A 12,600-nucleotide genomic window follows, 5' to 3' on the forward strand; every position below is an offset into this window, starting at 1 on the left:
GATACTACATGCGAATCTTGTTAGTGTATCCAATATTTCCCAAAACCTTTTGGTCTTATGAAAAAATCTTAGAATTAGTCGATCGCAAGGTTTTATTACCACCTCTAGGTTTAGTAACAGTAGCAGCGATTCTACCCCAAGAATGGGAATTTAAGCTAGTCGATCGCAACATCCGCCCAGCAACAGAGGAAGAGTGGGCATGGGCAGACATAGTAATCCTCTCCGCGATGATTGTCCAGAAACAAGATTTACTTGACCAAATCCAAGAAGCCAAAAAACGGGGCAAGTTAGTTGCAGTTGGCGGCCCTTACCCTACCTCTGTACCTCACGAAGTTGAAAATGTTGGGGCAGATTTTCTAATTCTGGATGAAGGGGAAATCACTTTGCCCATGTTTATTGAGGCAGTTCAACGGGGAGATACATCTGGAACTTTCCGCGCCACAGAAAAACCTGATGTCACAAGCACACCAATACCCCGCTTTGATTTATTAGAATTAGATGCTTATGATATGATGTCGGTGCAGTTTTCGCGTGGGTGTCCCTTCCAGTGCGAATTTTGCGACATTATTGTTCTATACGGGCGCAAACCACGCACCAAAACTCCAGCACAACTGTTAGCAGAGTTAGATTGCCTCTATAACTTGGGTTGGCGGCGGGGTGTATTCATGGTAGATGACAACTTTATTGGCAACAAACGAAATGTGAAATTGTTGCTGAAAGAGTTAAAAGTCTGGATGGCAGAACACAAGTATCCTTTCCGATTTGACACTGAAGCTTCAGTTGACTTAGCGCAAGACGCAGAAATGTTGGAGTTGATGGTTGAGTGCGGTTTCTCGGCGGTGTTTTTGGGAATCGAAACACCGGATGAAGATAGTTTGCAAATGACTAAGAAGTTTCAAAATACTCGCAGTTCTCTAGCTGAGGCAGTGCAAACCATCACCAAAGCCGGATTGCGCCCAATGGCTGGGTTTATTATCGGTTTTGATGGCGAAAAAGCAGGTGCAGGCGATCGCATTGTCCGCTTTGCAGAACAAGCAGCTATTCCCTCAACTACCTTTGCCATGTTGCAAGCGTTACCCAATACTGCCCTTTGGCATCGCCTGAAAAAAGAAGGACGACTGCGGGAAAACGAAAGTGCCAACATCAACCAGACAACATTGATGAACTTTCTCCCCACTCGTCCTTTAGAAGAACTTGCTAGAGAATATATTGAAGCGTTTTGTACTTTATACGACCCAGTAAATTACTTGGATCGTACCTATCGCTGTTTCTTAATGATGGGTTTGCCGAGTTGGAAAGCGCCAACGAAAATGCCAGAGTGGGTGGTTGTAAAAGCCTTGTTGATTGTGATTTGGCGACAAGGAATCAAACGGGAAACCCGTTGGAAGTTCTGGCATCATTTATTCAGTATTCTCAAGCGTAACCCTGGAGTGATTGAGCATTACATCTCTGCTTGCGCCCACAACGAGCATTTTCTAGAATATCGCCAAATTGTGCGCGATCAAATTGAAAGTCAGCTAGCAGAATATCTAGCACAAGGGACTGAACAACCTTATGTGCTAGTGAAAGAAAAAGCCGAGGAAAAAGCTGAAGCGGTAGTTAGTTAAGTGTTTTGACGATGGAAATCGACAAATGATTGATCGCATTTTCACCCGTATAAATAAGTGTACGGGTGAATTTACGTATATAGTTAGTGGCATTTACGAATGAAAGCAGTTCTTGCAGAGGCGAATTTTCCCCTGCCCCCTGCCCCCTGCCCCCTCATCTCCCGCGATCGCGTTCTAAATCATCAATAACTCTTTGCAAATACCACTCGTCTGACATTCCAGGGTGATAATCTTGTTTCTGCTGAATCAATCTTTCAGCAATTTCCCAATATCCCCCAACCATTCGCAAAAGTCGCTGATGTAACAGGTTATATTTTTGCTTTGTTGACTGGGGGCTAAATTTTTGGATCTTTTCTAGACTACTTAAAACTTGTTGATAATTTCCCCAGTCTTCTTGTTCGCAAAAAATACTTGCCGCCCGTTGATAATCTTCCACAGCATTTTGCATTTCTTCTAAACAAGTATAGGCAATGCCGCGATTGTAATAAGCTTGAGCATCATCAGGATTTATTTGCAACGCTTGGGTGTAATCTTGAATTGCACCAAGATAGTTACCCGTTGTCCGATAGGCATTACCTCTGGCGATATACACTAGAGGATCTTGTGGTTGCATCTGGAGTGCTTGGTTAAGATCCGCGATCGCACCTTGATGATCTCCTAATATAGAACGGGCTTTACCTCGGTTGCGGTAGACAATGGCATCTTGAAAATTTAATCGCAATGCTTGATTAAAATCTGCGATCGCTTCTCGATAATTTCCCATCTTACAACGCACAACCCCACGACAGCAGTAAGCTTGGGCATCTTGCGAATCGGCTTTCAATACCCAGTTTAAATCTGCCAATGCTTCTTGGGTATCCCCCTTTTCAGCCTTTTCTAATAATTGCGTGAAATAATCATTGGTGGATAAAACTGGTGCATTGGTAGAACGCGATTGTTGTACAACAGGTAATTCTTGGGGTTGTAGTTGTTTAATTCGTTCCAAACACAGACGACAATTCTCTTTATCTTGTTGTTCTAAATATAACCCAGCAGCTTTTTTAAAATTAGCGATCGCATCTTGAATATAACCCTGTTTGCGCCGCACTATTCCCCGCAGATTATAAGCCGCAGCATAATTTAGATTGAGACGAATAGCGCGTTCAACATCTTCTAGCGCCCCCGGTAAATTTTTCAGCGCCACCCTAGCCAATGCACGACAATAATACGCCTCCACACTCTCAGGATTAAGTTTCAGAACTTCGGTATAATCCGAGACAGCCTTAAGGATTGCTCCTGAGTCATAATATGCCAAACCCCGTTGCAAGTAAGCTTCGGTAAAGTAAGGTGTTAGTTGTAAAGCATGGTTAAATTCCTCAATTGCTCCGGCGTAGTCTTTTTGCCTAGCCTTTTCCAATCCTCTATTGTAGAATTCGTCATTCATAGCATTTTAGTTAGTTGAATTCCAGCAAGCTTGCTTCGTAGCCTAACCTATCCACTCCCTCTTAATATTTTAAGTATTCAGCATGGCTTTGGTTGATTTCGGATTTGCAGCGAATTAAACGAACAATCCCGGAAATTTTATCAGAGGGATATACAGCAAAGTTACCATATCAGTTAATAAATCACTATCAGCCTGATTATTTCCAATTCCAAATAAAAAATTGGGGAAATGATTAGATTCAATTCCCCATATCTCATAAATTGTCAAATATTTGCAGTTAACTAGAATTATTCTGAAAGTAAGCTAGGAGAAGTCAGTACAAAAACATCCCAACTTCCTTGAGCGTCAGTTTGTGGTTTTATGGGATTGGCAAAGTGGAAAAACTCATGATCGTTAACTAATAAAAGTTCCCCCGGATTTAGAACTTTGCTAAATACAGGTTTTTCTTTTTTGGCGGTATATAAATGTGTTTCTCCACCTTGAATATTATCTCTATTTACTGAAAATAAGCCAATAAAATCAGTACCATCTTGATGGATACCTTCAGGCGCTGGATTACTAAAATTGTCTGGCGAACAACTAATCCTAATTTGATGAACTCCGATTTCAGCTTCAGGATGAAGTTTACAAGAATCACTAAATGCTAAGACAAGATTTCTAAAAATATCAAGCTCTATGAGTGCATCATCTAATTCTGCAAACTCTCTTTTTATGTCGCCCACTAATGGATTATATTCTTTACTTTGAAAGAAGTAGCCATGAGGTAATTTGATTAACCCATTTCCAGAAACTATGAACCGAGATAATCTTCTGGAACGATAATTGCCTTTGATATAAGGGTCAACAGGCATATTACTAAAAAATGGCTTAAAACCTTCGAGATTGATTGAATTTACCTTTCTTAGAGTAAACAGAAAAGCATATTCTAATTCCGTCGCTGTCCAGACTTTTTGCATAGGATTTACCTCCTTGCACGTTGAAAGTCTCCCGGATTTTTTATGGGAGGCTTATAATCCTTAGTGTATGCTACTTTTTATTACTATGTTGTCAATTTGACTACAAAAGTTGACAATTCATGATATGTAAACTTGCTTGATTTCTGACATAGGGCGGAGTCGCTGCTAAAGAGATTTGCTGTTGAGAGTTAGGTGTGTAAGGAATCAGCGTATATTTACTAGCAGCAACAAGGTTTTATAATGACAGATTGGCTTTATCGTTACCCGCCTTTGTATCCTGGTATTTTACTCAAGCGTTACAAGCGGTTTTTTGCTGACGTTCAACTTACTTCTGGCGAAATAGTGACAGCACATTGTCCCAACACAGGGCCAATGACTGGAGTATCAACTGTGCAAAGTGCTGTACAGCTTTCTAAAAGCGATAATCTTAACCGCAAATTGGCTTACACTTTAGAATTAATTCAGGTACATGACAATGAGCCAACTTGGGTAGGCATAAATACTTTTTTACCCAATCGGGTGGTAAAGTTAGCTTTGGCGCAACATCTTTTCCCGGAATTGGGCGAATATAGCCAAATTAAGGGTGAAGTGGTTTATGGGCTAGATAAAAAAAGTCGAGTGGATTTTTTCTTGACGGGGAGTGATGAGGAACGCCCGATTTATTTAGAAGTGAAAAATACAACTTTGTCTGAGGGAAGATTAGCTTTATTTCCCGACACGGAAACTACAAGAGGACAAAAGCACTTGCGAGAACTAATGGTGCTACTACCTCTAACTCGTGCGGTGATGCTTTACTTTATCAATCGCGGTGATTGTACAGAGTTTTCCCCTGGCGATCGCACAGATCCTGTCTATGGTAAATTATTACGGGATGCGATCGCTCTTGGTTTAGAAGTCTTACCTTGCCGTTTTGACATTTCCCCCGAAGGTATCCGTTATCTGGGTTTGGCAAAACTAAAAATTTGATTACACTTAATTAAACAATAAATCCATCTAGATATTGTCTAGATGGATTTGTTGGTAGTTGGTGTTTACTAAAAAACATTCAACCAGATTTTAATAAAGAAACGACTATAGGTAGTCGCCGCCCCAGAAATAGCATTTGCTATTCTGAAGTTTGCTTATGCAGGAATTAAAACTGTGTCAATTACGTGGATGACACCGTTATCAGCAGCAACATCTGGTGTTGCAACTGTTGCATCATTGATTTTTACACCATTAGAAGCGTCAATTTTTACATCTGAACCTTCAACTGTTGTAGCTGTCTTCAGTTTAACTACATCAGCAGCCAGTACTTTACCTGAGACTACATGATAGGTCAAGATTTTCTTCAACTTTGGAATATCTTGAAGTAATGCGTCTACTGTACCTGCTGGAAGCTTGTTAAACGCTTCATCAGTGGGTGCGAAGACGGTAAATGGGCCATCACTGTTCAGTGTATCTACTAAACCAGCTGCTTGGATTGCTGCAACTAGAGTAGTGAAAGAACCATTATTAGTAGCAGTGTCAATTATCTTGGCCATGTGCTTTACCTAGTTCTGTGTAACTTGTTACAAATCTAAACTATTTGTTTAATAAAATCTATCTATCGTTGGGCGTATGCAAAATCAAATTTTTTATTGATAACATAAAAGTTTATATATATTTTTATACCAATAGAGAATTATGTGTAGTTAGTTTGGGCGGATGAGTTAAAGCATTTCGGCAAGCTCAATGACCTCACTAAGTATTACTTTTTTTATATACATCGGTAGGTGCGATCGCACTTCACTAGTACCAACCAGTCCTGAAAATACCAACATAATTAGTTAAACGCAATAGTTATGTTGGTAATCATAAATTTTTAGATATTTTCTTTACGTTTGGGTATTTTACAAAAAACCTATATAAAATAAGCCTTTTTGGGTTTTATAAAATTTAAGATGCCCTCGCATAGCTTTTTGTCAGGATTTATTAACCAAAAATGTTGGTAATAAATGTATTTAACTGATATTATTTCATCACTAAATACATTTCACTTTCTGTTTGTGTAATTTTACTTGGAAATAATAAACGGCTCATTACACCAATGCTTTTAGCAATTGCGATCGGCCATTTATTTCCAGAAATTTGTCATGCGTAGAAATTACGCCAAAATCCTCTCTAGCTCAGATTTATCCATATCCTCTGCATTCTGTGTAGTTGATTTTTCTGTTGCCTGTGCGTAAGTCAGGTATGTCAAAAATGAGACTTTTAGGTAATATTTTCCCCAAACTATAACTTTCATGAACAGAAGAAGACTTATTGCTTGGATTGCTACAGCAGTTACTAGCATGATGCTAGTAATAGGCTCCCAGTTTATCAATTTATCGCCAGCAAACTCTGTAACTACCCTTAGAGTGTTTGCGGCTGTCAGCTTGACAAACGCACTTAATGATATAAAGACTCAGTACCAAACCGCTAACCCAAGTGTCAGCATTGTTTATACCTTTGGTGCTTCTGGTACTTTACTTAGCCAAATACAAGCAGGAGCAGCAGCAGATATTTTCATTTCTGCTGCCACCGACCAAATAGATGTCTTGCAGGATGCAACCCCAAGTAAATTGGTTGCAGGTAGCCGTAAAAATGTTGTCAAAAACCGTCTAGTTTTGATTGCTCCTACAACACCTCCTGTTAGTGCTGGTAGTGCTGCTCTCACTAGCTTCAATGGTTTAACCAACGCCAACATTACTGGTATTGCCATAGGTGATTACACAGGTACTCCCCCACTTGTGCCTGCGGGAAATTATGCCAAACAAGTTCTTACTAGCCGAGGTATTTTCACCACTGTTAGTCCTAAAACATACCTCGCTAGCAATGTGCGTAATGTTTTAACTGCTGTTGAAAATAAAACTCTTGTAGTTGGAGGCGTAAGTAAAACTATTGATGCAGGTGCTGTTTACAAAACCGATGCCGCCATTTCTACCAAGGTAAGAGTCGTAGAAACTGCCCTAACAACAGAGAGCGATCCGATTGTCTATCCACTGGGCATACTCGCCAACACTACAGTTTTATCGACAGCACAGAGTTTTTCTACCTACTTAAGTGGTACTACTGCCCAGAATATCTTCAAAAATACTTACGGGTTTATCTTGCCTTAATCACCACAAAGTAAATCAATCAAGTCCTCGCTGTCGTTAATTTTGAACTATTTGGAGTTATGTCTTGTGAAGTTCACCAAAAAACTCTCAATTATTTTTTGTAGTTTGACTACTGCTCTCCTTCATACTGCTGTGATTACCAATACTTATAAGTCAGCAGCACAAGCAGAAGGACAAGAACTAATTACTAACGGGGGATTTGAAAACGATCCACTCGTAGATTCTAATAATCCCAACGCTACAAATCCTAATATTACAGGATGGGTTAAAACGGGCGATCCGATTGATACATCAGGTACTAGAATTGACAATTTTTCTAACACTGGTAATCAAGGTTTATCGCTTGGTGGATTTTCAGCCTTGAGTTACATATCACAGACTATCCCTACAGTTGTTAATCAGCGCTACAAACTTACTTTCTATTTCGCATCCACAGAGGAAGCACCTGATCTGGATAATAAATTTAAGGTTTTTATACGTGGAGACAGAGTTTGTTGGAAAAAAAATACTTCTCACCAACCCTACACGCTATACACGTTTTATTTTAAAGCGAAAGAAACATCCACCGAGATAAAGTTTGCTTCCAGAGCCAAGTATGCATTTTTATATCTGGATGATGTGAGTGTCAAATCTACAGAACAACAAGGGGAAAATTCTGTGTGTGACGATCTTCAGAACGAATAAACTACAGATCGCAAGCTAATCCTCATCTCTTAAAATCCCAAGCCATATCTGGCTCTATAGTGTTGATAATACCATTTAATTTAATCTAATTAAAAAACTCCATCATCGGTTTATGGATAGATTATATATGGTGAATAGTAACTCTTATCAACCTGGATAAAGTGTTTATTTTTTTTGACACCAATTAGAGCCAGTATAAATGTAACTATCAACTCGTTTGAATTGTCCTAATCTGGAATTATTTGGAGTCAATTTTCATGAAATTAACTAAAAAACTTTCAATTATTGTTTTTAGTTTTACTACTACCTTAGCTAGCAATGCTGTGATTACTAGTACTTATATTCCAGTAGCACAAGCACAACAATATAATCCTAACTATGTTCAAGATCCTCAAGACCGTGTTTTTAACGGAGGATTTGAAGTTGATCCCCTCGTAGATCCTAATAATCCCAACACTACAAATCCTAATATTACAGGATGGAATAAATCTGGTGATCCGATTGATACATCAGGAATTAAAATTAGCAATTTTCCTCAAAGTGGTAATCAAGGTTTAGCGATTGGTTCATTTGTCAATCCTGCTTACATATCCCAGAATTTGACCACAACTATCGGTACTAACTATAATCTCAGTTTCTCTTTAGGAACGGATGAAGATAGCAGTCAAGTTGATAATATATTTCAGGCATTTATCGATGAAAGTGAAGTTTTTGAGAAGACAAATAGTATAAATGTTGCTGGAAATCCCTTCACACAATATGACTTGAGTTTTGTGGCAACAAAATCATTTACAGAGTTGAAATTGGGTGGTAGAGCTAGTTATGGTTTTTTATACTTAGATAGTGTGAGTGTAAAACCTGTGCCTGAACCATCAGCTATTGGAGGAATAGCAGTTACTGCTGGGTTATTGGGAATATGCCTGAAGAGAAAGAAGGCAATTAGCTAAAAAGAATAGTTCTTTTTTGTCATCGGAAAACAATAGAGCGTAGACGCATAGCGACTTGTCGTTAAACATCGCTACACAATCTTAATGGAAAAGGTGCGATCGCTCTATTGTTTCTATAGTTCACTCAAATTTGATAGTCTAATGCAACTAAAACTCTGCCAAAATGCTCATTTGCAGGTAAAACTTCCAGAATTTTTTTCTGAAAATATGCGTAGAATGCGTTACGAACTCCATTCTAACACACGCTACAATACCTAATTTTCGTTCAAAAATCAAATAGTAATCCTATATTTATCTAAAACTTATGTGTCTATTGCATCAAAATCCGATGCAAATGTCGTGGTTTTTAATTAACATCAAAAACACCCTTTCAAAAGCGATAATTTCACCTCTGCAATTGTCAATATTTTCTGACACTACGAGCATTCAACTTTATAAAAGCAATATAGAGGTATTGACAAATACAGTAGCCCTAAATCAGTTATGGGAAAATAATAAGGTTGTGAATGTCACTAAGTATTGGGTGCAAAATGTGGAGGCGATCGCTAACTGAATTTCACGAAGCCTATCGAAAACTTCATGAAATCAAAAGCGCATTTACACACAAACTTATAAGGGAATTAAAATGACTTACGATTCAGAAGATGTGCAAAAAATCCTTGAAATAGCACTCACTCGTAAACAAAAAGGAGAATTTTCACGAGAACAGCTTATAGAAATGGCATCTGAGTTAGGTATTTCTTCTGATATTTTGGAAAAAACTGAAAAAAAGTGGTTAGTTCAACAAGAAGAGGAACGGTTGCGACACACATTTAATACTTTCCGACGAAGAGCTTTTTGGGGGCATTTTGTTTCCTTTTTAGCAGTGAATTTATTCCTCATTCTCTTGAATTTAATCACTAGTCCTAGTTATTTTTGGGCTATTTTCCCAGTATTAGGATGGGGGTTAGGACTATTTTTTCATTGGTGGAGTGTTTATCAGAGTAAATCAGAGGATTATGAGATAGCCTTTCAAAAATGGAAATCACAAATTTAGCTAAAAGTCAAGTTAAATTGCGATAATTTTTTGTGGCGATCGCTTCACGAGTCACTGTGGCAGAAGTTAAACTACCCTTCACAAGCTGTTCAACTAGGGGCAATTAATGAATTGCCCTAAGAAAAAATCAGGGTTCTGGCTATTATTTGCGTAAGTTCTGTAGTTCATTCATATAGAGCGAACTGCATAACTTATGTGGGGTTGAGGCTATTGCCAACCTCTTTAGGGAACTCCAAAAAATAAATTATCCCATTTCTGGACTTCACTAGGACTTTCCTTCCCCCTGACCCTAAATCCGGGGCATCCTGAAACTTGAGTCCTTCTATAATCACACCTGTAATCTGTGTGTTTGCTAATTTGCCAAAATAGAGATGTAGGCTAGAAGAACTAGGCTTTTAGCATAGCTTGATTGCCTACACTCAGAAGCAAAGGTCGGCTGGTTTGAAACAAGTAAGAGGAAGGGAATATGGATAACAGCAACTGGTTGCAACAGTTAATGATGGTGGGTCTTGGTACAACGTCTTTAGTAGCGGACAAACTGCGCCAAGTTAGTGATGACTTAGTTAAAGACGGTAAGCTTAATCCTGAGCAAGCCAAGGCAGTTATAGACGATCTTGCCCAGCAGTTAAAGTCAGAGCAAGGAAACTTTGATGTCCAAATGCAACGACAAATGCGAAATATGATGCAAGATTTGGGCGTAGCTCGACAATCGGAAGTGGACGAACTGCGGGGTAGAATTGACCGTTTAGAGCGTCAATTGCGCGATTTAGAAAATAAGCTTTGGCGTTAAGATGTCCTTTGTGATTTAAACTAATTGTGTCCTATTGGTAATCTTTTTGCCAGGATACCTAAGTAAGGAGAACTGATTTTGAAACCAATTTTCCTCAGCGTGGCGTTCATGCTGGTGTGTGTTGTGCTTTTGGTTGTAGGGCAAGTAAGCAGTAAACAGAATACTGCCATTGCTGCTCAGTTAACCCAAACGCCGCCAGAGGCCACAACTGTAACTGAAAACAATATCTTAATTGCGAGTAATCCTATGTCTGATGCTAATGCCGTAACCACTCCCTCTGGATTAAAGTATGTTGAGTTAAAAGAGGGAACTGGGGCGACTCCTCAACCAGGACAAACGGTTGAAGTTCACTATATCGGCACTTTAGAAAATGGTACTAAGTTTGATAGTTCACGCGATCGCGGCCAACCCTTCAGCTTTAAAATTGGCATTGGACAGGTAATCAAAGGTTGGGACGAAGGACTTAGCACTATGAAAGTAGGCGGCCGTCGTAAGTTAATCATCCCCTCTGAGTTAGGCTATGGCGCGCGTGGTGCTGGTGGCGTGATTCCACCTAACGCCACTCTGCTGTTTGATGTGGAATTGCTCGGAGTTAAGTAAAAACTAGGGAATTGGGCATGGGGCAGAATTAAAATTATCTCTTTTCCCCATTTCCCATTCCCAATTCAAAGGCTAAATTTTTAAATTTTGAAACTTTGTAAACTGGGGATTAAACAAAAGTTTCGCTGTGCCTGTAGGGCCGTTGCGGTGTTTAGCTATAATGACTTCTGCGATGCCGCGATCGGGAGTATCAGGAGAGTAATATTCGTCACGATATAACATTATTACTAAATCTGCGTCCTGTTCGATCGAACCTGATTCTCTCAAATCTGACAACATCGGACGCTTATTAGTACGCGCTTCCACCCCGCGGCTCAACTGAGATAAAGCAATGACTGGTACAGATAATTCACGCGCTAAACCTTTGAGTTGACGGGTAATTTTTGATAATTCTTGTACGCGATTATCGCCTGCTCCTTCCATCAATTGCAAGTAATCTATTACAATTAATCCTAATTCAGTTCCAACTTCAGCTTGTAGTCTTCTTGCCTGACTACGCATTTGTGTAACTGTAATATTCGGCGTGTCGTCAATATAAATCGGCATCTCGGAAAGGATACCAATAGCACGGCTTAGAGGTTCCCACTGTGTTTGACTGAGGCGACCAGTTCGCAGATAACTACTTTCAATTTGCGCTTCACTAGCTAATAAACGTTGCGTCAGTTGCTCTTTAGACATTTCTAAACTGAAAACAGCAACTGGTAATTTATAAGAAGCGGCGATGTTATGAGCAAGGTTTAGGCAAAATGCTGTTTTCCCCATTGATGGGCGACCAGCGACAATAATCAAATCAGAACGCTGAAAGCCACTGGTCATGGCATCTAAATCGTAAAATCCGCAGGGAATTCCAGGTAAGGCAATACCTTGATTTCGATCTTCAATATCCTGGAAATTATTAATTAGAGTATCAGAAATATGAACTAAACCCGATTGGGGACGCTCTTGAGTTACGCCGAATACTTTCTGTTCTGCTTGATCTAAAACAGTTGGTAACTCGGTTTCTGTCTCGTAACCAAGATGTACAATTTCATTGCCAGCTTTAATTAACTGTCGCCGCAGGTATTTTTCCATCACCAACCCTGCTAAGGCATCAATGTTCACGGCTGACACTGTGCGGTCTACCAGAGTTGCTAATTTATTTCTGCCGCCTATGCGAGCAAGCATTTCATGATCGGTCAGCCAACTTGTGACTGAGAGCAAATCTGTGGGTTTACCTTGGGTGTGGAGCCTCACAGCTGCTTGATAAATATCTTTGTGAGCGCTAATGTAAAAAGCTTCAGGAAGGAGGCGATCGCTAACTCGACTAATCGCTTCTGGATCTAACAAAATACCCCCCAAAATCGCTTCTTCCGCCTCAATATTTTGTGGGGGGAGGCGATCGCTACCATCGCCTTTAAAATTCAGTTCTTCAGCCATAAACGATTTTAGTTTTGACGAT

The 12,600-nt window shown here is 39.6% G+C and carries 13 protein-coding genes; 9 read left to right on the plus strand and 4 right to left on the minus strand.

The features are described 5' to 3' along the window. Positions 1-8 precede the first annotated feature (8 nt). Complete coding sequence (locus RMZ41_RS07935) at positions 9-1,607, plus strand: B12-binding domain-containing radical SAM protein (RefSeq protein ID WP_322645328.1); 1,599 nt, start codon at positions 9-11, stop codon at positions 1,605-1,607. A gap of 154 nt (positions 1,608-1,761) precedes the next feature. Here RMZ41_RS07935 and RMZ41_RS07940 read toward each other — a convergent pair whose 3' ends face one another. Then, positions 1,762-3,030 (minus strand): tetratricopeptide repeat protein, encoded by a 1,269-nt coding sequence (locus tag RMZ41_RS07940; RefSeq protein ID WP_322645327.1) that lies wholly within the window; start codon positions 3,028-3,030, stop codon positions 1,762-1,764. A gap of 287 nt (positions 3,031-3,317) precedes the next feature. Continuing rightward, positions 3,318-3,986, minus strand: a complete 669-nt coding sequence (locus RMZ41_RS07945) for a 2OG-Fe dioxygenase family protein (protein WP_322645326.1) — start codon at positions 3,984-3,986, stop codon at positions 3,318-3,320. A 240-nt stretch (positions 3,987-4,226) separates the two neighbouring features. Between RMZ41_RS07945 and sfsA the strand changes: the two genes are divergently transcribed. Next, on the plus strand, positions 4,227-4,952 hold the full coding sequence (gene sfsA, locus RMZ41_RS07950; RefSeq protein WP_322645325.1) for a DNA/RNA nuclease SfsA: 726 nt from the start codon (positions 4,227-4,229) through the stop codon (positions 4,950-4,952). Between the two features lie 155 nt (positions 4,953-5,107). Here sfsA and RMZ41_RS07955 read toward each other — a convergent pair whose 3' ends face one another. Then, positions 5,108-5,509: a fasciclin domain-containing protein gene (locus RMZ41_RS07955; RefSeq protein ID WP_322645324.1), complete on the minus strand. Its 402-nt coding sequence runs from the start codon at positions 5,507-5,509 to the stop codon at positions 5,108-5,110. A 789-nt stretch (positions 5,510-6,298) separates the two neighbouring features. Between RMZ41_RS07955 and modA the strand changes: the two genes are divergently transcribed. From modA to RMZ41_RS07990, 7 genes are all read left to right on the plus strand, one after another. Next, the gene (gene modA / locus RMZ41_RS07960; protein ID WP_322734352.1) at positions 6,299-7,105 is read left to right on the plus strand and encodes a molybdate ABC transporter substrate-binding protein; all 807 of its coding nucleotides are present in this window, start codon (positions 6,299-6,301) and stop codon (positions 7,103-7,105) included. Positions 7,106-7,171: 66 nt separating this feature from the next. Then, on the plus strand, positions 7,172-7,789 hold the full coding sequence (locus RMZ41_RS07965; protein WP_322645322.1) for a DUF642 domain-containing protein: 618 nt from the start codon (positions 7,172-7,174) through the stop codon (positions 7,787-7,789). 257 nt (positions 7,790-8,046) lie between these two features. Next, positions 8,047-8,736: a DUF642 domain-containing protein gene (locus RMZ41_RS07970; RefSeq protein ID WP_322645321.1), complete on the plus strand. Its 690-nt coding sequence runs from the start codon at positions 8,047-8,049 to the stop codon at positions 8,734-8,736. 334 nt (positions 8,737-9,070) lie between these two features. Then, positions 9,071-9,289: a hypothetical protein gene (locus RMZ41_RS07975; RefSeq protein ID WP_322645320.1), complete on the plus strand. Its 219-nt coding sequence runs from the start codon at positions 9,071-9,073 to the stop codon at positions 9,287-9,289. A gap of 72 nt (positions 9,290-9,361) precedes the next feature. Beyond that, on the plus strand, positions 9,362-9,772 hold the full coding sequence (locus tag RMZ41_RS07980) for a 2TM domain-containing protein (protein WP_322645319.1): 411 nt from the start codon (positions 9,362-9,364) through the stop codon (positions 9,770-9,772). A 466-nt stretch (positions 9,773-10,238) separates the two neighbouring features. Next, positions 10,239-10,562, plus strand: a complete 324-nt coding sequence (locus RMZ41_RS07985; protein ID WP_322645318.1) for a phasin family protein — start codon at positions 10,239-10,241, stop codon at positions 10,560-10,562. A 78-nt stretch (positions 10,563-10,640) separates the two neighbouring features. Continuing rightward, the gene (locus RMZ41_RS07990; protein ID WP_322645317.1) at positions 10,641-11,162 is read left to right on the plus strand and encodes an FKBP-type peptidyl-prolyl cis-trans isomerase; all 522 of its coding nucleotides are present in this window, start codon (positions 10,641-10,643) and stop codon (positions 11,160-11,162) included. Positions 11,163-11,234: 72 nt separating this feature from the next. Here the strand turns inward: RMZ41_RS07990 and dnaB are convergent, their stop codons facing one another. Further along, a complete protein-coding gene (gene dnaB / locus RMZ41_RS07995) occupies positions 11,235-12,578 on the minus strand; it encodes a replicative DNA helicase (RefSeq protein WP_322645316.1) in 1,344 nt (447 codons plus the stop codon). Positions 12,579-12,600 lie beyond the last annotated feature (22 nt).

This window comes from Nostoc sp. DedVER02 (genome assembly GCF_034530675.2).
Taxonomy (GTDB): Bacteria; Cyanobacteriota; Cyanobacteriia; order Cyanobacteriales; family Nostocaceae; genus Nostoc.

Bases quoted from the DNA above. Each gene is read 5' to 3' on its own strand.
- RMZ41_RS07935 (WP_322645328.1), top strand. From the start codon at position 9: ATGCGAATCTTGTTAGTGTATCCAATATTTCCCAAAACCTTTTGGTCT.
- RMZ41_RS07940 (WP_322645327.1), bottom strand. From the start codon at position 3,030: ATGAATGACGAATTCTACAATAGAGGATTGGAAAAGGCTAGGCAAAAA.
- RMZ41_RS07945 (WP_322645326.1), bottom strand. From the start codon at position 3,986: ATGCAAAAAGTCTGGACAGCGACGGAATTAGAATATGCTTTTCTGTTT.
- sfsA (WP_322645325.1), top strand. From the start codon at position 4,227: ATGACAGATTGGCTTTATCGTTACCCGCCTTTGTATCCTGGTATTTTA.
- RMZ41_RS07955 (WP_322645324.1), bottom strand. From the start codon at position 5,509: ATGGCCAAGATAATTGACACTGCTACTAATAATGGTTCTTTCACTACT.
- modA (WP_322734352.1), top strand. From the start codon at position 6,299: ATGATGCTAGTAATAGGCTCCCAGTTTATCAATTTATCGCCAGCAAAC.
- RMZ41_RS07970 (WP_322645321.1), top strand. From the start codon at position 8,047: ATGAAATTAACTAAAAAACTTTCAATTATTGTTTTTAGTTTTACTACT.
- RMZ41_RS07975 (WP_322645320.1), top strand. From the start codon at position 9,071: ATGTCGTGGTTTTTAATTAACATCAAAAACACCCTTTCAAAAGCGATA.
- RMZ41_RS07980 (WP_322645319.1), top strand. From the start codon at position 9,362: ATGACTTACGATTCAGAAGATGTGCAAAAAATCCTTGAAATAGCACTC.
- RMZ41_RS07985 (WP_322645318.1), top strand. From the start codon at position 10,239: ATGGATAACAGCAACTGGTTGCAACAGTTAATGATGGTGGGTCTTGGT.
- dnaB (WP_322645316.1), bottom strand. From the start codon at position 12,578: ATGGCTGAAGAACTGAATTTTAAAGGCGATGGTAGCGATCGCCTCCCC.